Here is a 20,534-nt window from a genome sequence, read left to right on the forward strand (position 1 = left end):
TAAGACATGCGCCCCAATTACAAGAAAATTTATCATGATATGCTCAGGATGGAGTATCCTGAAAAGCTGAAAGACCCGAAAATCAAAGAACTTCTTGAAAAACTGAATACCAGTGAAGATGTTCTGAAGTTCAATGAAAAGCTGTTCAAGCAGTCCAGAGAAAATCAAAAACTCAAAACCTATGACCGACAGACTATGCTGAAACTGCTTCAGTATCAGAAAAAGCATGGTCATTCAACAAGCTATATGTCGAGAAAATATAAAATAAGCAGAACTACTCTTTCAAAATGGAAACTCATGTTTGAAGAAGAGCTTGAAGATACAATGAAAAGTGCCGGTAAATAATTTACCGGCACTTTTTAAAGATAACAATAAGGAAAAAAACGGGCTGCACGTTTGCCGGAGTCGAACCGGATAATCTTGCCGGAGTGACCGGCTTCACTATTCCTCCCTTAATTGTGTTACGATGAATTTTTTCCTAACGACACTTCATAATAATACTATAAAGAAGCTGGAAGTGGGGAGAAGAAAGAGGGTAAAGTCTGAAAATCGATCTGACTTTATAGAAAATTATAATACAAAGATCTCTTTCAACGTCCCACTTCCAGCTTCTTATTTTATAAATACAAGGCAACAGCCGAATAATGCAGTCGTGCTCTAACCAACTGAGCTACTCTTCCTATTATACACGTGTTTTTTTGTTGTGGAAGAGGCGGGACTCGAACCCGCGACCCCGTCGTGATGAGCGAAGTAACATTTTTCTACGGCACTTGTTTGTTTTTTAATAAAAGAGGCAAGATTCGAAAAGACTTGTACAAGATCACTTTCATGACCTTCTGGAGTCGAACCAAATTAAACCGAAGTAGGCCTTTTCTACGGCACTCTTTTAAATCAAGGTAATATTTTTCAGAATCTTCCGTGCATTTGCTCTACCTGCTGAGCTACCTCTCCTTTTCGAGGGAAAAGGCAGGATTCGAACCTGCGACCCAATGTTTATTCAATCTCGAAGTATGATTCTAAGACGACACTTGATTATTATTTTAGTAAGGTAATTAAATCAAACAGAGAATTATACGGCGTGTTACCATTTCTACTATCTGCGATTGCAGAACAGGATTCGAACCTGTATTACCGTCCCTAAAGAAGTAACTCTGTTTTACGACACTTACTTTCTATGTTTATTCATAGTTATTAGTTTTCTTTTTATAAAATTATATTATCACTGCGCATTCTATTTACGCACTTATTTTTATTAAAAACCAAGCAATAAATAATAAGAGTAATTGATGTTCAATTGAAAGTTGACGATGAAACTCTTATCAACGGCATTGGTCAGCTACCGGGCAATCTCGTGAAAGACTCTATCAGTTTTGGAATCGAAGTATGTCTTTCTAACGGCACCGATAGTATTAACACTGCAAAATTATATTGCATGTACGCAATCTTTTTACGTAGTTTATTTTTTATTTAAATTCTGTTCGTTTTGCCTTGATGCAAAAGAACGAAAAATTCAAGACCTGGAAACTCCGGCTAAAAATAATCTCTACTCTCTAAAAATTCTAAACTTGCGCGAATTTACCATTAGTTCTTCGTTTCCTTTACTGTGTCGCGCTTCAAACAATAGAATTTTCTTAACGTTCGCAGAGTTTATTTTTTTAACGCCTCCGTTTCCTATGTCACCTTTCCATAGCTGTCATCACTGGAAATTTCGTCCTTTTTATTATTATTTTTTCATGTGTGTGATTTAAATAAAAGAAGCCAGGTTCAAAAAGACTGATACAAGATCATTTGCATTCTGGAGTCGAACCAATATTATACCGAAGTAAGCCTTCTCTGCGGCACTCTTTTATATTATCAGGACAAAAATGGCATAACCTTTTCCTTTCCTTCTGCTCTATCTTTTGAGCTACATTCTGTTTACAACAAGAAAGACAGGAATTGAACCTGCATCTGAAGGCGTAAATCGAAGTATGATTCCAAAACGGCACCTGATTTTAATTTTTCCATTGAGTTTTTCTATACTTCTTCCAGTTTCTCTGGAATTTTGTATACTTTGCATTCACCACTTCATAACCGTGTGGGAAACAGTATGAACAACCCATATCATCTCCGTGCATAATTCTTGAAATCTGTACACCGGAAATTTTCTTCGGAAAGTTAATCAATCCATATTCATTGACTCCGAATTTCTGTCTTAACGTTTTAATTTTTTTCATAAGTATTGAGTATTAACCTCAATACAATGCTCCTTTCAGATTTGGTTTATGGTCATTCATGATTATTCGTTTTATCTTTTGCAAATTTATATGGCTGATGTGCATTCTTTTTACACAGTTATTTTTATTAAAAACCAAGCAATAAATAATAAGAGTAATTGATGTTCAATTGAAAGTTGACGATGAAACTCTTATCAACGGCATTGGTCAGCTACCGGGCAATCTCGTGAAAGACTCTATCAGTTTTGGAATCGAAGTATGTCTTTCTAACGGCACCGATAGTATTAACATTGCAAAATTATATTGCATGTACGCAATCTTTTTACGTAGTTTTATTTTTATTGAAAAAATACTGATTTTATTAATTCAAACATTTTATATATTCCAAGAATAGGAATTAAAATAATTAATCCTATGAACAAGAAGATTCTTATTTTACCTAAAAAAACTGTTTGAGTTTCCGGATAATTCCCTTTTTCTCTTGTTTTAGCTTTAAAAGCAGGAATGTGTTTTGTGACTTTAAAACTGTTCTGCTCAAGTTCATCCATTATTTTCATGGCATACTCATCAAGAAAATCTTTGTCACCTCTGAAAATAATGTCCTTTAAAATGGCATTTCCTGAATTGCTTAAAGACTTTCTGTAAATCTCCACAGCATTTTTCATTTCATTATTCTCTGGAGCAGACAGAATCCAAAATTTACCTGCTTCATCAAGAAATCCTGCTTCAAAATAAATCTGTCCTAACTTTTTTCTCAGAGATAAATCATTGGGATACTGATTGATCATATTTCTTAGCCTGTCGCATGCTTTTTTCTTTCGGCCTTCTTTAAGATCCTGTTCAATTCTGTAAAATAAATTTCCCATAATTTTTAAGCAACTTTATTTAAATATTTGTTCGTTTTGCCTTGAAGCAAAAGAACCAAAAGTTCAAGACCTGGAAACGCCGGCTAAAAACAATCTCTACTCTCTAAAAATTCTAAACTCGTACGGATTTACAACTGATTTATTATGTTATTTTTAAAAGCAGTGCCAGCTACAGCACTACTTTTTGAATCATTTTCACTGCAGATTTCTTGTCTTCCAAAGCATTCAGTACATCGAAAATTTTGTCTGACCAACCTGCAATAAGGTATACATCATTCTTTCTGACATCAAGTGGCTGTTGACCATAACCTGCCAGGTCAAAAATATACAGTTTTGCATGAGGAGCGATGGCTTTATATCTATTCCAAAGGTCTTCAAAAGAGTTTCTGCTTCCAGTGCTGTTCCACATCTGAGTATCGGTAAAAAGCATTACTTTATCTACCTGTTCTTTTCTTTTGATCAGATCTTCGATAACCAGATAACCATTGGTAGAATAGCCCACTTCACCTTCTCGTTTATAAAATGCGTCTACATTTCTTAAAATACCGTTTTTAGGCATTGGAACTCTTAACCAACGGTCACCAAAGATACCTGTTACCACGTTTTTACATTGTGACTGCAAAATCATAGACATCAGCAAACCGATATCATACAGCAAAATTTTACTTTTATTGGAAACTGCTTTCTGCATAGAACCGGATACATCCGCAGCGATCACTACCGAAGTATCAAAACCAAAGCCTTTGATATTTTTAGCACTTACCACCACAGCATCTTCCAATGCCTCCAATACTGAAGCCAAATAAGGAGAATCTATAGTCTTTAATTCTCGGTAAGCCGCCAGAAATCTGAATGGGAGCTGCTTTGAATTGGATACTGCTCTTTCATCAGAAAGATATCTGCAGACTTTATTCATGGCATCACATGATACTCCGGCTTCCAGGATATTCCTCAGGTTTCTCATGGTTGCCATATAGCCCAATTTGTTGCTGAAGATCAGTTCTTCCCATTTGTTTTTGAAAGCCAGTTTTCTTTCTGTATCATCTGCAAATTTCGTCTGACCCAAAACAGAAAGTTCAACTTCCCATGTATAAGGGGTTTCCAGTGTATTATTGGCAATTTTATTGAAAACAGATTGTTGATTTTCATCTTTAGCTTTCGGATGAACCAGAAAGAGTGCGTCTTTCAGAGTTACTTCTGCTTTCCTGTTGTATTTTGCAAACTGATATTCATCGAATTTATTAAATGATTTCACCAAACCTTTCTGAATCTGCTTTGACAGTCTGTTCAGTTTTTTGGTATCTGTTCTTTTATTTGCAAGCTGATAGTAAGCCAGTAATTCTGTAATTTCATCGGCTCTCTGTACTACTTTATCTACTGTTTTACTTACCAGATCCGTACCGGAAGCCTGCTTCGCCAGTTCGGTAGTCAATACCAATGGAATGGAACGCAGATACATATCTTTTCTTGCATACACCGCCAGTTTAGCTACAAATTCGGGATCATTTTTTTTGATCAGAGACTGGATTCTTTTCAATCTGTCATTTCCTTTTTCATAGTTGGTATCTGAAAGTCCTGTTGTAACAACAGCACTATACAATTCTTCGGCAGGTGTCATCGCATACGCTTTTGCACCTTCGTAGTTCAGTACTACTTTAGTTTCTCTTTTTAAAAAATTAAATTTCATGGTTACTGTTTTTTGGTTAAACATTGGAAGAATCGATACTTCCTCTCTGATTTCTGATGCAAAGTAAAAACAGTATTACGCAGTCTTTTTGCGTAGAAAATTTTTCTTTGATTTTTTTTGTTTTTTGAGTAATTCTTACTGATTTAGATGTTTGCGCAGATTTTAAATTTCGGCTAAAGCCTGATTAATAAAAATTTTATAAGGCGGGCTAAAGCCCGCCCCTACTGAATTGATATGGAAAAACAGATATTGATATTTACGAACAACCTAATCTCTAATTATAAAATCCTTCTATCATTCATTTTCAATAAAGAAATCATCTCTGATCTGTTTTTCAGAAAGGGTTTTCTAGTTTTGTTATTAATAAAATCAGGTTATGATTAAAGGAATATATGAGACTCATGTTCAGGTGAGCAATCTGGAAAATGCGATACAATTTTATACAGAAGTATTAGGATTGAAACTGGCTCACAGAGATGAAACCAGACCGATTGCTTTTTTATGGGTTGGAGAAGGGAAAGAATTTATGCTGGGTTTGTGGGAACAGAAGGAGAACCTTCAGACGAGGCACTTTGCCTTTTCCAGCGGCAAGGAAGATATTTTAAACTATTCAGTAGAGTTTTTAGAAAATAAAGATTTAAAGCCCTACAATTTCTTAAAAAATGGAAGTGTTGAACCAATGGTATTTGCATGGATGCCGGCACTGGCTATTTATTTCAATGATCCGGATGGAAACCAGCTTGAATTTATCTCTATTCTTGAAGGAGAAAGTAAACCGGAATTGGGGGTACTTAGCTATGAGGAATGGATGAACCAGGTAAAAAATTAATATAAATATTCTGTTAGATGCTGATATAATGCAGAGGCGTAAGAAATCAAAAATCTAAGGGAATCAGAATTGAATCCTTATTTAACAAATTTTTTGCGTCCCTGCCACTGTCCAAAATAATAAAATCAGACAGGAATAGATTTTAACCGTTTACCAGTTTCTTTACTGCCAACATGTGTTTACAGGGACCTCTTTCTCCCTGATATTTACTAAACCATTCGCAGGTACAGCGTTCTTTTTCTTCTTCAATGATTACCGTATGATGTACACCTGTTCCTTCTACTCTGGCTTCTGTTCTTTCTTTGTTGCCATTTAAAATTTCTACTTTTCCACCTTCTATCAGCTTTTCGGCATTTTTTATACGGGGATTGAGGCCGATAATACGACTCAGTTTAAAAGGAAGCCGGCGGTAGAAAAATTCATGATCATCAAGATCATAGCCAAGTAATCCCATTGCAGCAAGTCTTCCGGTAATATTTTCAGCTCTGTCAAAACTGATATTCTCTTCCAAAGCAAATCTATCCGGATTAAAAGATTGATTGGCATAAGCATACTTATCCAAAGCATCAATCCACTCATCAGAAACCTCAGAAATCAGGCTTTCCAGAACAGCTCCTTCTCCTGAGAAACCTCTCCAGCTTTCTCTTGACAAAGAAAAACTGAATCTGATAAGTCCCATATAAAGCTGCCAGGTTGTAGACTGCATATCAGCATGTGAAAAAACCTGCAGAGAATCAATATAAGGAAGCAGAGGTTCTAAAAGACGAAGCCTGTGAAGCCCGCCTATACAAACCGCATCCGCAGATTTTACCGGAGAAAAAATAGGTTTATTTCCTCTCACAATCAGATAATAATCGGACTTTACAACTCCTTTCGGCATCCCGCGGAACAATTGCTGGGTCTGAATTTTATTGAAAGTATAACGTTTTTCGGATTCCGACAAATATATCTGAACCGTTCCCAATCCTTTGATCCATTTTACCGGCAAAGGGACTTTTCTTTCTATTACTTTTTCTTCTTCTTTATACAGACCCACTTCTTTATCACCTACAGAAAGCATAATTTTTTCATTCGGACGGATACTTCCCAGGGCAGTTATCATAGACTGGTTAAAATCGACATTCGTAGTTCCATTTTCCAGGAATTCTCCTTCCAAACCATCAGGCAGTATGTCAACTCTTGCGTAGACTCCTGCACAGTGAGAAAAACCTTCAAAGCGTAATCTTTGATTTCCGGCTGTTACTATCGGATCTTTGAGAAGCGCCATCTGAAACGGAGACAGGTTAAAGCTGGATTTCACAATATTAGAAAGTGTAATCAGGCAGCGTGCTAAAATAAAAGGCTGCCCGACATTTCCCCAGAAAAAACATGGTACATCGGTATTTTTATGTACCTCGCTGTATTTAGCGAGAAAAAGTTCTTCAAGCGCATCTTTCCTTACTAAAGAGGATACTCCCGAATAGTTGTAAATAAGTGTACCCTCCATAATCTATCTTTTCAAAAGAAGACTGCAGATTTTTTTCAGACTCGAGTTTTCTTTCCAGCTATCCAGTTTCCCGATTATCTCTCTATTGGCTTCTGAATGATTTAAGGCCAATACTTCATGGTAGATCTCCAGAATCTTTTTCAGATTGGTAACGGGTGTTTCCATTTGAAGCAATACATTGGAAATCAATTCTTCCAGGGCAATATTATGATTCTTACTTACATTCAGCATGTGATGCTGCATAAGGTCTGTCAATCTTTTAACAGGTGCCCATTCCAATTTTTCATGCAGACCGATTACTCTTCCTAACCATGCATTATCCATCGTTTGGGAAGAAACGTGTTCCAGCCAAATTTCAGCTGCTGTACCACGAATGGTTTTATCACTGTCCAGGAAAATAGTTCCTAAGAACAGATATCCGATTTCGTCCAAAGGTTTTTTGATCTGATAAAGCGCATTTGCTGTATTCAAAACCAGGCTTCTTTCATAAACTTCGGCAATTCCTGAAAAGAAAAGGCAGTGCTTGATTACTTTTGCCAAAGCATTTGCCGGAGTATTTGGAAAGCACAGCATCAAAGCAGGTATTTCGGTAAGTTCTTTCTGTTCGGCAATGAAATATTCCATGAATAAAGGGTCTTTCCTTTTTACAAGATGATATTTGGGAAGAACAATCTTCAGCTCTACAGGATAATATGAGTTTTTCTTATTATCGATGGTTTTCCATTTGTAGACCCCTGAAAAGAATTCTACAGGAATATCATCATATCCAAAACTGCTGAATTCTTCAAACACAGTTTCCGGTGAACGGGTAATCCCCGCAGTCATCCACCATGAAGGGTGTTCAAATTTTCCTTCCGGCTTGGCATTTTTGCCAAAAAAGAAAAGTAACAATTCTTTATATTCTCCTTTTAATCTTTTTTCAGCTTCTATGATAGCTTCCGAAGTATTGTCTAAGGCACAACGCTGCAATGCCAGCTGAATATCCAGATGATGGGGTACAATATTGTTATTCTGATAGCTCTCCAACCTTTCCACCAGTACAACAGGGGAAATCCAGCATGGAGCATGAGTAACCGGGAATAATAACGGGAGCTTATCTCCTGATTTTATTTTTTCATAAGCATAAATAGCAAGCTCTTTAAACGCGATTCTGGCAGGACAATCTGCTCCCACATTTTCAATCGGTCCCAATTTTTTCTGATAATTGGAATAAGATTCTCTTGCCGCCTCCTCTTCTTGAGTCTTATGGTAAATCTTTTCCAGGTTTTTAAGCTGAATCGGATATTTCTCCAGTAAATCCAAGCCATAATTGATAATAGCATTGCACAGTAAAACATTCAGATAAGGAACTTCCCATTTCGCAATTGTTTTACAGGCTTTCAAAAATACCGGTTCTATTAATTTCACAGACTCAGCATTTACATCGCCGGCAAAACGGATAAATCCGGCCAAAGCAATATCACAATGCTGGCTGTATGGATCATCTATGGCCAGAGGAAGATAAAACATCAGATCTTCAAAGTTCTGAAGTACTGTCACAGCATTTTCCTCTGTGGTCAGGGATAGTTTTTTCGAAGCTATTGTCTCAAGCTCCGGTTGTGTTTCTTCAATATATTTTATCAGAAGAGGGCGTACATTAGTCAGTATATTATCTGAATAATGTGAAAGAGCTTCTATGATATTTTCTGAAGCCGGAATATATTTAAGGATGATTTTCGCCGCTTTTGACTGTACGCCATCATCTTTGCTTACAAATGCTGTACTTAAAGCCATTCCCAACATTTCAGGATCAATTTTCTTTCTCTGGAATATTTTTTCGGTCAGCACCAGACTGGAAACAACCACTGTTTTTACTTCCGAACTCAATAGATTCGGAAGGTAATGGGAAAATTCATCATTTTTAAAATCGGGAACTCCAACAATTTTTTTCAAATGTGATAATATGGTATTCACAGCTTTTGACTGTGAGGAAGCCAGCCCTGCAAGCAATTCATCCTGCAGCTCAGAAAGTTCTTCTTCAGTTGGTTTTAAGGATGTAAATGCATCCATAAACCAGCCTGTAACATTTTTATTAAAATTTCTGTTGGAAGCCAGAAGACATTCTTTCAAAAATCTTTTTCTTTCAATCTTTTTTTCTGTGATCAGCTTCTGAACAATAGGGAACCATTCTTTACGGAAGGGTAAAGATTTGGAAGGATATTCACATAAATACCAAAAGTGTGTATTAAGGGTTTCGGGATGACGGTCTAGTTCAGCCGGATAATTGCTCAGATGATGTCCCAGCAATTCCGGTTTGGGCTGTACATAGCCTTTTTCTGTCCATCCTAAAATATCTTTATAGTTAAACGCCGTAAATTCAGCTTCTACAGATTCATTGATAAAGTCTGAAAACCATTCCGGGCAGCCCCACTCCAGAATCTGCTCGGTCTGTTCTGCGTTACGGAAAAGACTCCAGTAGTTTTTACCGAAATTCTTTTTGTCCATGCAGACAAATGAAGCAATATCAATAATGGAATGTTGGCTTACAGATCCTGCCGTGTGGTAGGAGTTTTTAGTCATTACAATTTTACTGATTTCCCTGTCCATTTTCTTTATAGAGGGCACCAGCGTTTTCCTTTCTTCAATACTAAGCTCTTTTAGAAAGGGGATAATCTCATGTATTTTTTCCTCATTAAGGATCTCATAAAGTCTTTCTTTCATGCGCTTCTAATTTGATGTATAAATTTGTTTCAGGTTATTCATTTTTTCCATTCTTCTGGCAGTCCGATCATTGTCTTGGCCTGGTTCTGCTATATCAGCCATAACAAAGCTCAGGGGGCTTTTTAACATTAAAAACTGATTTTTCAACAGCTGAAAGAATGGGGATCAGCAGTTTTCTGAAAGCGATATTGCAATTGTTAATCAGGTTGATAAGTTTTAAAAACCTTTCTGTAAATCTCTTTACTTTTGTCCATTCAAAACTGACCTTTTTACCGATTGATATTTCTAATCTCTGTTTCTTAAAATCATCCGAAACCATCTTGTTTAATAAGGCTTCAAAAGCCGTACCAGAGAGTGTTTCGTATTTATTAAACAGCTCCAAAAAGAGGAATAAATAAGGCTCCTGCAGCGAAGATAAATCCAGCTTCATCCAAACATCAGGAAGTGAAATTTCTTCCTCGGTATTATATTGATATACAGCACCTGATAAAATTTCATTGCTTTTCATTGAAAAAAAAGAATCTGAAAAACAAACTTTCTCATATAAAATTTTGATCAGGCCATTATGATAAACACTATGATAAGAATTGAATAGATTGTTCAAAAAAGAAGTATTTTCAGGAAGGTGATTTTCAAAGAATTCGTCGACAAAATAAGCCGGTATTATAACATATCCGGATTTGTCTTTGTACTCATTTCCCGCTTTGCAGCAAAACAAAGAAGCCCATACAGAAATTGTATTGTGGCTCAGTTTTTTATTATTATATTTTTTTAAAAGAGCAACAACTTCTTTTTTATCTTTTGGTGTAAGCTTTTTAAGAAAAGGAATCATTTCCTCTATTTTATAGTTTAAATTTTTCACCTCAAAAACACCATCAACAAGCATAAATTCATTCTTATCAGCTAAAATAAAAAAATTTGACTGACAGACAGTAAATTATCCCATTAAAGTGAATTTTTTAACAAAATATTAAGTTAATAAAAGAACTGGCACCATCATTTAGACAGCATAAAAACAATTCCCTGTTTAAAGATATATTAGTAAAAAAGTAGCTAAATACTCTCTACTTTGACATTTACACATTATTTAGTGTCTTAATTTTAGAATTTGTGATCCCTTATGTTAAAACCATTCTATTATATAGATACGTTAATTTTATTTAAAATATAAAAATCCGGATTGTAATTCATTAAATTTTATATCCTTACAAAATAAAAAAGACCGTCTCAAAGTATGAGACAGTCTTCATTTTTAAATTGATCTGTTATAACTTCAGATTTTATTTAATAATTCTTAAGGCACCAATGCAGAATCTTTGCAATGTTTTTGGCATCATCCACTCCTCTGTGGTGGGTGCCTTCCAGTGTAAGTCCCAATTCTCCCAAAGCCCTGTTCATCCCAACGCTTTTTCTGATGGTAGGGTGAGTTTGTCCGAATAATGTTTTCACATTGATATGGTCATCACTCATAGGATAATCTGTGTAGAACCTTCTTGCCTGGTTCTGCAGCATATTCAGATCATAGTTTCCATAGCTGGCCCACGTCAGGTCTTCTGAATCATATTCTGCTCTCAGGATATCGAATGCATCATCCAGCATGATTCCTTCATTATCCAGCATATTTTGGGTAAGAGTAGTAAGCTCTGTACAGAACGGACTTACTTTTGAGTATTGGGGTTTTATTAAAATCCCCTCATTTTTGGAGATCTTCCCGGTCTTTGCGTTCATAATGCATACCCCGATTTCAATGATCTCGCTTTCCTGACCTCTTGGCGGGTGGCTTTCCCAACATGTTGCTTCGAGGTCTACTATTAATACATTTTCTGTTGTTTTCACTTGTTTAAAATTTAATTGTTAAAGGATGGAAGATGAATGTGGGAAGTTTTACGGCATGCAATTTACTTCCAGCCCCCAGCTTCAGTCTTCCATCTTAATTATTTACAGAATCTTACTTAAAATTCTGGCTGTATTGTAAGCATCATCTGCTCCACTGTGATGAGTGCCTTCAAAGTCCATATTCAGGTAGCTCAAGGCTCTTTTAAGCCCTAATTGTTTGTGCAGCCTGAAATGTCTTTTGAATTCATGCATCACATTCATATAGTTTTCTGAAAAAGGATTTTTTATTCCAAGCCATTCACACTGTTCTATGATCTGCTCTCCGTCGAAGTTTCCATATCCGGCCCAAGTAAGAGGTGTAGAACGGTATTCGTTCCTGATCATTTCGCAGGCTTCTTCAAAATAAATTCCTTTTTCTTCTATCAGTTGAGGAGTAATTCCGGTCAGTTTTGTGCAGAATCTGTTGATTTCTGATCTTTCAGGAATTACATAAATGCTTTGTTTTTGGGAAATTGCTTTTGATGTTAAGTCCAATTTGCAAATTCCTATTTCTATAATATCGACTTTCTGCCCTATGGGAATTCTGTCGTTTTCCCAGCATGTAGCTTCCAGATCAATAATTATGATCTCATTGGTTGTTTTCATGTTATTGTAAAATATGCGATGTAAAAAGTAAAATGTATGATGAAGTCTGTTCAATGCACAATGAAATATTATTTTCATTTTTCCTTCCATCAAATCATTACTTATTACTTGTAATTAATTTCTTGGAGCAAATGGAGGTGTCCATTTTTTCCTTTTCATCAATTCTTTGACTTCCTCGTAGGAAACCGGGTAAAAATCGTGGCAGTCTACTCCTACGTCAAAGCTGAGCGCCATCTCATCATCCGGCAATGTCCCGTGTGAATGACCGTATAACTGCCAGACACCGCGGTGCGAGCCGTTCCATGTACGCATGGCGTAGTGGAAAAGGATAATTTTCTGTTTTCCGTTGCTGTTATCTGCCTCATCAATTTTCAGTTCGTGATAATCTCTGATGGAAGCAAACCGCTTGGGATATGTGAGAGCAGCGCCTTCGTGATTGCCTTTGATAAGATGGATATTACCATTTAACCTGTCTAAAATCTCTTTTGTAAAATCCGGTTTCCCAAGGCTCATATCTCCTAAATGGTAGACCGTATCACCAGGTTCAATTTTCTCATTCCATCTTTTGATGAGTTCTTCATTCATATGGTCCAGCGATTCAAAAGGTCTTTCTGAAAATTTTATAATATTTTCATGACCAAAATGATGATCCGCTGTAAAAAATATATTGGGTTTCATTTTTTTAATTGTTTTTAACTACAAAATTTCCACTTTCATTCTGAATACAGACTGAAAGTCTGCGGACAAATGAATAATCTATATTCATTTTGAAAGAGATTCTTCCTTCGTCAGAATGACAACTACACATATAAATAATTGTGGATTTTATAGCTTTTGTTTAATAAATATTTTTAATTAGTTCTTACGAAATGCTTTATAAAAAGCAGTTTCTATTTCTTCCTGGTCACTCTCCGTATATCTTCTTGAAAAGTGAATCGGGACTGCTTCTTTCACCTGGCATTCATTCATTATTTTTCCTGATGCAGAAGCAAAACTGTGGTAATTGATCTTTGCAAATTCCTGATCTGTATCTTTATAAAAGCTTTCAATATACACAAGATCTGCACCTCCAAATATGGTTCTTATTTTTTCGTAATTATTTTCTTCTGCTGCATGATCCATAATGACACCCAGTTTGTAACCTGCATTACGGGTCAAGAGATGAAACAGATCTCCTGCTTTGTAAACAGTTTCTTCAATTTCGAGTTCCTTATCCGCAGTATTGTTTTCAAAAGCGGTCTTCAATTCACTGATCCACTTTCCTTTTCTAAAACCGGAAATATTTTCGTTAAAGCTTACCGAATCTTTTTCTTTAAACAGATAAGCGATGGACTCTGTTTTGTGATCAAGAATAGCAAAATCAACGTTTACATATTCGTCTTCAAAAAGGAAATTTTGAGTATTGATTAGTTCCAGGTTCCAATATGGCGGACGAAGAGTGTAGATATTAATTTCTTCTTTTGAAACAATCTCACGGATTTCATAAGCAATTGCCTTTTCATCAATTAGATTCCAGGTGTAAGATTTCAACCTTGCTTCAACCTGCTGATGAATATTTTTAGGTCCACAAATCACTACTTTTTCTCCGCTTCCGATCTGATGTCTGAAAATCCCGTCAAAATTTGAAAAGTGATCAATATGAGTATGACTGATGAATACAGCTGATGTTGACTGTACTTCTTTCACCGTCAATAAACTTGCTTCACCACAATCAAACAAATAATGCTTTCCTGAGTTAGGGACTTTGATCAATATGCTGATGTCTTCTTTTAAAAGACTTTTTATTTCTGCCTGTAACATAGTTTTTTCTTTTTTTGAACCATAAAAAATATTCATAACACCTGTCATTATGAAAGAATCTAAACTCTATTTTCATTTTTATCCTATCGGAATGACAAACTAGCTGCTTAATGAAAATAAAAGTTTTTTAATACTTATCTGATTTTTACGGTTAAGTTTATACATAAAAAAGTTTCGGTAAAAAATACCGAAACTACACTTTAAGAGTCATGAACTCTTCTTTTATAAAATCAATTACTAAAGAATTCAACTTTTTGTTGATCCTTTTGTGCTCTTCTTTTTCAATACTTATAAAAGCTGCCGGGAAGTCTTTCTGGAAATCCTCTAAAATATCCTGTGAAAAAAGACCAATCACCTTACCTATCATTTTAGGCTCAAATTCGCCAATTTTGCTGACAACATTATTCAATCTGTTGACTGTAGCATATTTTTGGATTTCTTCCCAGATCTCCTGAGCTTTTTCACTGAAATGAATCTCTTTCTTAATCGTTTTACCTTCTTTTCTTACCATTTTGGATTTTTCGACCCATTTTTCATTCTTATTTTTCAGAATGATTCTTGCACCGTTTCCAAAGTATTTGGTTTTCAAAGTTTTTACGATAGTACCTTCACACATATTGTTCTCCAATTCTGGTAATCCCAGCCAAGCCGGAATTTTTGAATTGAAAACATTGGGGAATTTCAAAGCATCTTCCAGAGTTCCCTGAAACAAAATTTTAGCATAGAAAAATCCTGTCTTCTCAAAAATCTGATTGACAACGTCTGTATCCAAATAGGTAATTCCATTCAGTTTAATATCGAAAGCGTAAAATTCGTTATGAGGGGCATATTCAATACCTTTTTGTACCATCACAGCGTGTTTTACAGGCTTCACTTCATTATGTTTGTAGCCACCACCGAACAATTCACCGTAGATCACTACAGTTTCTACATCCGGGTAAATAGTTTTCACTTTTTGAAACACTTCTATTACATTTTTTCTGTAGCATTCCAAAATCTGATGGGCATTGAAAAATTTCTCATCTTTTTCGATGAAAGCAGTTCTCTTCGCAATTTTAATTTCCTTTCCTTCGGTAAAGAAAGAGAAATTAGCTCCGTGAACTTTTTCCTGTACAATGAAAACCTCATCCCCAAAACCCTGCATCCTGATCTGTTCGATCACGCGGGCCTGGTAAGCATTTTCTATAGAGTTATATGTTTTGAAAATCATTTTGTTTTAGTTTTAATCGTTCTTAAAATTTTTTAAAAGGCTAAGAATATTTTCCTTTCCTACAGGGTTCATAGAATGACAATAGAATTTCGGAAGATCCAAATAATTGTCCATACAATATTCTATCAGCCATTTGGCACAGTCATATCCTGTTTTTTCAACAAATTCCTGAGAATCCTGATCCAAATAGTGTTCATCTGCCAGATCATGGTCAAAAGAAATCATTTCCGGAAGTCCTTTCTCCAAAATCCTGTTGACAAACTGTTCGTAATTCCGAACGATATGCCAGTCATTTCTGAGGAAAATATCCTGTTTTGTATAATGATACGCCTCAATAGGATATCTTATATCATCCAGAAATAATAATCTTTTTGTCATTTCCTTTGTTTTATTTTTTAATTTGAAAAATAAATATTCAAAGCTTTTATAACACTTTTTACATTGGTGTTTGGATAAAATCCTGAACTGTTGATACAATTTATTTCAACTATTTTCCAGCCTTCATCCGTTAAGCAGATATCCATAACAAAAGCTTCTTCAAGATTAAAAAGCCCAATCATATCATCAGCGAAAGTGAGCCCATCTTCTGAGACTTTTTCTTCAAAAGGAGCATTATCATTAAATTTATAATAGCCTCCATCGATAATCTGTCCGCCAACAATCCAAAGTCTTGCTTCTTTTATCGTCCGCTTTGCCTCGGAAACCTGTATCAAAGAATCTGCTGTAATTCTATTAGTTTGACTTTCCAGTGCTTCAAATACAAAATCTTTCCATTCTGTTTCTGAGAATACTTTCCCTGTAAAAATCTTCGCTTCATTGTAAGGTTTAATGAATTTCATCTCATTTTTTTTCCAATTCAGCTGCTCATAAATTTTATGAACAGTAACATTATAATTAAGGAGATTTTCACCATAATATTTGGAATACACCTCATATAGGTGATTACCTCCATAAAAAGAACCGGGAAACCAGTCTGTATTTTGTTTCGCCAATCTTGCAATAGTTACCGAACCGTATACAAAAACATCTTTTCTCTCTGTATCAAAGTCTATTTTCTTTGCAGTTGGCGTGATATTAATTACATCATACTCAATATTCAACTCTTCCAGTGCATCAAAAATTCTATAATGATCCGGATCTAAATACACATTAGCCTGAATTAAAAAATACATGATTTCTAATTTTTTAAGGTTCTTTTATTTATTTTTTTGGATAAAAGTTGGAAGCCAGATGCGGAAAGTTAATATTCATACTATTAAACTTCCTGCTACAATCATCCTGCTTCCAGCTTTATTACACCATCATATCAGCACAATTGGAACTTGCGAAGGCAAAAGGTTTTGCTTTAAACACATATCCCATTCCCAGAATATATCCCATGGCATCTTTCAATGCGACATTGGATTTAAAATCGGGATCTGTATTAATGTCTGCGTGTACCTCCATTTCCACACCATAAGTATCCAACACAGAGCAGATAGCGTATGCAATTTCTACGGATTTGTTGACCTCATTCAGCATTCGCTCTTTGATACTGATACTCTGTATTTCTCTTTCTTTTCTGATAAAGGTAAACGCTCCTTTTCCTTCACGAATAAATACTACTGCCGTAGCATAACTGATGGCATCTCCGTATACATGAGAGTCTGATCCCACACATACTTTCAGACGGTGTCCGTTTGCCTGTTCGCGAATGATGGCTTCTTCTACCAGCTGTGTGATAGAGTTGTGGAAAAATTTTCCGTTCATATTCTGCCATGTTTGTTGTTGCGTTTCCATTTTTTCTACATGTTTTAAATTTTGTTTTAAATTAATTTGTGAATTGTGAATCATCAATTCATTTTACTGTCAATTTTTTTAAATTCATTTGCAAAGCAAAATTCACTATTGACTATTCATTTGTTGCACTCCGAACTGGACTCGAACCAATACCATCAGTTTTGGAGACTGAGATGCTGCCATTACACTATCAGAGTAAGTATTGTTAATTCATTAGGACTCGAACCTAAACTCCAAGAATCAAAATCTTGTGTGCTGCCTATTACACTATGAATCAGGATTTAAATCAATGAGTAATAAGTAATTGGTAATGAGTAATACCAGAAACTAGTCAGGTATCAATGATTACTCATTGCTCATTACTTATCATTCATGTTTTTGCGGAACAGACAGGAATTGAACCTGTACCTTTAGTTTTTCAGACTAACGTGCAGACCTTCTACACCACTCTTCCGGATACAATAAGCAATGAGTGATTGGTAATCAGTAATTTTCACCCTATATCATTACTTATTGCTCATTGCTTATCATTTATGCTTTGGTACGGGAAGAGGGATTCGAACCCTCAAAAGCTTGATCCTAAATCAAGAGTGTCTGCCATTCCACCATTCCCGCAGGTTTTATTACTAATGAATAATTGGTGATAAGTACTGTACAGCGTATTACTTATTGCTCATTATTCATTACTTATCATATTGTGTTTAGGTTTGAGAAAGCTCTGTCTGTTTATAAATTATGCCTGCTAGTATTTGTAAAGATCTTCTACGCTTGACAAACCTTTCTCATTTCCTAATGTATTTTGTTTTTAAAAAAGTAAAAGGCTGTCTATTTTTATTGACGAAAGATCTTCTGCTCTTGACAGACCTTTTCTCTTTTCTTCATTTTTTGTGTGAATGATAACTGGCCAATTTTTTTTAAAATCTGAACTTTCATGGTATTATCAATTCAATATTGACCAGCTATTCACATCCAGTACTCTATAAGGGAATCGAACCCTTGTTTTCTGCTCGAAAGGCAGGCGTCCTCACCGTTAGACGAATAGAGCTTTAACCCACTGACCAGGAATCGAACCTAAACAACAAGAGTACATTTCCTGCATGCTGCCATTACATTATCAGTGGTTGGGTGGAAGTAGTAGGATTCGAACCTACTCAGCAATGAAGCAACAGATTTACAGTCTGCCCCGACTCTCCAACTTCGGCGTACTTCCGGATTTTTATGAGCAATTAGTAATGAATAATAAGTAATTCCTCATTTTTTCTTTTCAAAAAAAGAAAAGGTCTGTCTTTATATTGAATGTTTGATTAAAGATCTTCTGCGCTCGACAGCCTTTTTCTTTTATTAATAAAGGATATTTCATAAGAGGAATAATATTTCATCTGCATTCTCACTTCTACTATTTTTCTCTTTTTTGAGATGGTTATGGGATTCAAACCCACTCAGTTTACACAACGGTTTTGCAGACCGCCCCGACTCTTCCACTTCGGCGAACCATCAGATTAAAAAATAAAGCCTGTCTTAATGTGTTTGATATAAGAACTTCTGCGCTTGACAAACTTTATTTTTACCTAAAAATTTATAAATGATATCTTTTAATTCTAATTAATCCGGAGAGAAGAAAAGCCTGTCTGTATTTTTTGTGTTTGGCGTAAAGATCTTCTGCTCTCGACAAACTTTACTTTTTCTCCTGAAACAATTAATAATTAGTTACCTGCGATTCCGGAAAGACTCGAACTTTCAACTTCCGGTTTAACAAACCGGTGCTCTGCCATTGAGCTACAAAATCATTGTAATTTCGGAAGGGCTCGAACCTTCAACCTTCGGTGTATCAGACCGATACTCTAACCACTTGAGCTACGAAATCATTGGTATTCCATAAGGGGATCGAACCCTTGTCGTTCGGTAGAAAGCCGAATGCACTTACCACTATGCTAATGGAACAAATTGTCTGGAAAGCAAGATTCGAACTTGCGACCTCCCGCGTCCAAGACGGGTAAACAACCACCGTTATCTTTCCAGCTTTGGGGTTCACTTCTGTTTCTTTTCCGGGAGACAGCCGGATTGGAAATTTTCCATGAACCTTTTGGTGATTCCGAGAGGATTCGAACCTCTAACCCTGGGTTTAGAAAACCCATGCTCTATCCGGTTGAGCTACGGAACCGTTATAGTAATCCCAGAAAGATTTGAACTTTCAACCCCCGGTTTAAAAGACCGGTGCTCTAACCATTTGAGCTATGAGATTGTTTTAATTTTGTGAATCGTCAATAATCAATTCGCTTCGATTGTCAATTTTTAATTTCACAATTCACATTTTTGTAATCCCAGAAGGAATCGAACCTTCAACCTTCGACGTATCAGGTCGATGCTCTAACCAATTGAGCCATGGGATTTTATACTTTGGGTATCTCCGGGGATCGAACCCTGTTCTCCGGTTCCACAGACCGGCGCTTTACCAAATAAGCTAAAGAAACCATAAAAAAAGCGCCTCTTTTTGGGAGGCGCTTCATATATTTTAACGTAAGAGATCATTAGCTGACCCACGTATATAAACACCTTTTATCCACAATTTCACTATCAAAAATACACGCAACACCTGTCGGTTCCTGTCCGAATAGTCTTGAATATTGATTGAATATGTTGTGTAACTGTTTCATTTTATTTTTGTTTGTTTCTAAATTATTTTTAATTGAATCCTGAAAACCTGTTGCTTTCAATTTTCGGTTGCAAAGTAAATATGAATTTTTGGAATCTGCAAATAAATTCTTGAATTAAAATACTGATAATCAATTAATTAAGTTGTATTTTTAGAATAGAGAATTTCTGTCCGCAATATTTTGCAGATATCTTAATTACCTAAATGACTGTCTCTCACCGGGTTGCTTATCACTCTATTTTATCGTATTAAAGTTTCATTGTTTATTAAAAAATTTTCATGTTTATGGTTATTTTTTTTCATTCTAAATAATTTCTGACCTAAAAAACAAAAAACGCCTCGGTTTTCCGAGGCGTTTTTGTTGTATTTTGATTAATTTTTTACAAGTTTACAGTAAATAATTTCCAAAGTCAGCACATTTCGCCTCATTCCATATCATCTCATCATACCCGAATAATCCTTTATTAGAAGGACTTCCGAATAGTTCTGCATTGATATATGCTCTTTGTATTGTCATAATTTTCTGGTGCAAATATAAATCTTTTTTGTATTATTTTATAAGATTCACAATCTCTGGAAGGTTTTGGATACGCAAAGGCGCAAAATAATATTAAAAAAATCTACTTTAAGGCGCGAGGATTTTATCTCCGATAAAATTTAATACCGATAAAAATATTGTTTCGAATTATTCAAATAATTAATAAGCTACCTTGCTGAAAATTTTCAATTTTCTTGCGTCTTAAAAATCATACATAAAATTTATAAAACCTTGCGTCTTTGCGATTTTCCAACAAAATAGAATTACTATGTTATGAGTTTCTTATTTT

At 35.5% G+C, this 20,534-nt stretch carries 17 protein-coding genes and 14 tRNA genes; 2 read left to right on the forward strand and 29 right to left on the reverse strand.

The window, feature by feature from the left end; genetic code table 11:
• The first annotated feature begins 6 nt into the window (after positions 1–6).
• On the forward strand, positions 7–345 hold the full coding sequence (locus tag FW781_RS16740; RefSeq protein ID WP_149388468.1) for a helix-turn-helix domain-containing protein: 339 nt from the start codon (positions 7–9) through the stop codon (positions 343–345).
• Between the two features lie 1,649 nt (positions 346–1,994).
• Here FW781_RS16740 and FW781_RS16745 read toward each other — a convergent pair.
• The 3 genes from FW781_RS16745 to FW781_RS16755 all read right to left on the reverse strand — a co-directional run bounded on the left by FW781_RS16745 (position 1,995) and on the right by FW781_RS16755 (position 4,769).
• Positions 1,995–2,216, reverse strand: a complete 222-nt coding sequence (locus FW781_RS16745) for a phosphate ABC transporter substrate-binding protein (RefSeq protein ID WP_149388469.1) — start codon at positions 2,214–2,216, stop codon at positions 1,995–1,997.
• 338 nt (positions 2,217–2,554) lie between these two features.
• On the reverse strand, positions 2,555–3,082 hold the full coding sequence (locus tag FW781_RS16750; protein WP_149388470.1) for a DUF6584 family protein: 528 nt from the start codon (positions 3,080–3,082) through the stop codon (positions 2,555–2,557).
• A gap of 169 nt (positions 3,083–3,251) precedes the next feature.
• A complete protein-coding gene (locus FW781_RS16755) occupies positions 3,252–4,769 on the reverse strand; it encodes a TROVE domain-containing protein (RefSeq protein ID WP_149388471.1) in 1,518 nt (505 codons plus the stop codon).
• Between the two features lie 376 nt (positions 4,770–5,145).
• Here FW781_RS16755 and FW781_RS16760 point away from each other — a divergent pair, with 376 nt between their 5' ends.
• Entirely contained in the window at positions 5,146–5,598 is a 453-nt protein-coding gene (locus FW781_RS16760; RefSeq protein ID WP_149388472.1) for a VOC family protein, read from the forward strand.
• Between the two features lie 142 nt (positions 5,599–5,740).
• Here FW781_RS16760 and FW781_RS16765 read toward each other — a convergent pair whose 3' ends face one another.
• The 26 genes from FW781_RS16765 to FW781_RS16890 all read right to left on the reverse strand — a co-directional run bounded on the left by FW781_RS16765 (position 5,741) and on the right by FW781_RS16890 (position 20,224).
• The gene (locus FW781_RS16765; RefSeq protein WP_149388473.1) at positions 5,741–7,084 is read right to left on the reverse strand and encodes an SWIM zinc finger family protein; all 1,344 of its coding nucleotides are present in this window, start codon (positions 7,082–7,084) and stop codon (positions 5,741–5,743) included.
• Between the two features lie 3 nt (positions 7,085–7,087).
• Positions 7,088–9,784 carry a DUF6493 family protein gene (locus tag FW781_RS16770; RefSeq protein ID WP_149388474.1) on the reverse strand — a complete coding sequence of 899 codons (2,697 nt, stop codon included), beginning with the start codon at positions 9,782–9,784 and terminating at the stop codon, positions 7,088–7,090.
• A gap of 94 nt (positions 9,785–9,878) precedes the next feature.
• Complete coding sequence (locus FW781_RS16775; protein ID WP_149388475.1) at positions 9,879–10,616, reverse strand: hypothetical protein; 738 nt, start codon at positions 10,614–10,616, stop codon at positions 9,879–9,881.
• Positions 10,617–11,068: 452 nt separating this feature from the next.
• Positions 11,069–11,620 carry a 3'-5' exonuclease gene (locus FW781_RS16780; RefSeq protein ID WP_149388476.1) on the reverse strand — a complete coding sequence of 184 codons (552 nt, stop codon included), beginning with the start codon at positions 11,618–11,620 and terminating at the stop codon, positions 11,069–11,071.
• 102 nt (positions 11,621–11,722) lie between these two features.
• Entirely contained in the window at positions 11,723–12,265 is a 543-nt protein-coding gene (locus tag FW781_RS16785; protein WP_172625749.1) for a 3'-5' exonuclease, read from the reverse strand.
• A 114-nt stretch (positions 12,266–12,379) separates the two neighbouring features.
• Positions 12,380–12,943 (reverse strand): metallophosphoesterase family protein, encoded by a 564-nt coding sequence (locus FW781_RS16790; protein ID WP_149388478.1) that lies wholly within the window; start codon positions 12,941–12,943, stop codon positions 12,380–12,382.
• 177 nt (positions 12,944–13,120) lie between these two features.
• Positions 13,121–14,065: an MBL fold metallo-hydrolase gene (locus FW781_RS16795; RefSeq protein ID WP_149388479.1), complete on the reverse strand. Its 945-nt coding sequence runs from the start codon at positions 14,063–14,065 to the stop codon at positions 13,121–13,123.
• 193 nt (positions 14,066–14,258) lie between these two features.
• Complete coding sequence (locus FW781_RS16800) at positions 14,259–15,275, reverse strand: RNA ligase, Rnl2 family (RefSeq protein WP_149388480.1); 1,017 nt, start codon at positions 15,273–15,275, stop codon at positions 14,259–14,261.
• 12 nt (positions 15,276–15,287) lie between these two features.
• A complete protein-coding gene (locus FW781_RS16805; RefSeq protein ID WP_149388481.1) occupies positions 15,288–15,653 on the reverse strand; it encodes a cyclic-phosphate processing receiver domain-containing protein in 366 nt (121 codons plus the stop codon).
• Positions 15,654–15,670: 17 nt separating this feature from the next.
• Positions 15,671–16,447 carry an ATP-grasp domain-containing protein gene (locus FW781_RS16810; protein ID WP_149388482.1) on the reverse strand — a complete coding sequence of 259 codons (777 nt, stop codon included), beginning with the start codon at positions 16,445–16,447 and terminating at the stop codon, positions 15,671–15,673.
• 121 nt (positions 16,448–16,568) lie between these two features.
• Entirely contained in the window at positions 16,569–17,054 is a 486-nt protein-coding gene (locus tag FW781_RS16815; RefSeq protein WP_149388483.1) for a ribonuclease H-like YkuK family protein, read from the reverse strand.
• 126 nt (positions 17,055–17,180) lie between these two features.
• Positions 17,181–17,251 (reverse strand) — tRNA-Trp (locus FW781_RS16820).
• A 184-nt stretch (positions 17,252–17,435) separates the two neighbouring features.
• A tRNA-Phe gene (locus tag FW781_RS16825) sits at positions 17,436–17,508 on the reverse strand.
• Between the two features lie 85 nt (positions 17,509–17,593).
• Positions 17,594–17,669, reverse strand: a tRNA-Leu gene (locus FW781_RS16830).
• A gap of 358 nt (positions 17,670–18,027) precedes the next feature.
• Positions 18,028–18,099, reverse strand: a tRNA-Glu gene (locus tag FW781_RS16835).
• An 81-nt stretch (positions 18,100–18,180) separates the two neighbouring features.
• A tRNA-Tyr gene (locus tag FW781_RS16840) sits at positions 18,181–18,264 on the reverse strand.
• A gap of 204 nt (positions 18,265–18,468) precedes the next feature.
• Positions 18,469–18,550 (reverse strand) — tRNA-Cys (locus tag FW781_RS16845).
• A gap of 218 nt (positions 18,551–18,768) precedes the next feature.
• Positions 18,769–18,840 (reverse strand) — tRNA-Asn (locus tag FW781_RS16850).
• A 4-nt stretch (positions 18,841–18,844) separates the two neighbouring features.
• Positions 18,845–18,918: transfer RNA gene (locus tag FW781_RS16855), tRNA-Ile, on the reverse strand.
• Between the two features lie 2 nt (positions 18,919–18,920).
• A tRNA-Glu gene (locus FW781_RS16860) sits at positions 18,921–18,995 on the reverse strand.
• A gap of 6 nt (positions 18,996–19,001) precedes the next feature.
• Positions 19,002–19,073: transfer RNA gene (locus tag FW781_RS16865), tRNA-Pro, on the reverse strand.
• A 65-nt stretch (positions 19,074–19,138) separates the two neighbouring features.
• Positions 19,139–19,215: transfer RNA gene (locus tag FW781_RS16870), tRNA-Arg, on the reverse strand.
• Between the two features lie 7 nt (positions 19,216–19,222).
• Positions 19,223–19,296, reverse strand: a tRNA-Lys gene (locus FW781_RS16875).
• A 74-nt stretch (positions 19,297–19,370) separates the two neighbouring features.
• Positions 19,371–19,444 (reverse strand) — tRNA-Ile (locus FW781_RS16880).
• An 8-nt stretch (positions 19,445–19,452) separates the two neighbouring features.
• Positions 19,453–19,520, reverse strand: a tRNA-His gene (locus FW781_RS16885).
• 575 nt (positions 19,521–20,095) lie between these two features.
• A complete protein-coding gene (locus tag FW781_RS16890; protein ID WP_172625750.1) occupies positions 20,096–20,224 on the reverse strand; it encodes a penicillin-binding protein in 129 nt (42 codons plus the stop codon).
• Between the last annotated feature and the right edge of the window lie 310 nt (positions 20,225–20,534).

Source organism: Chryseobacterium panacisoli (assembly GCF_008274625.1).
In the GTDB taxonomy this organism is placed as follows: Bacteria; Bacteroidota; Bacteroidia; order Flavobacteriales; family Weeksellaceae; genus Chryseobacterium; species Chryseobacterium panacisoli.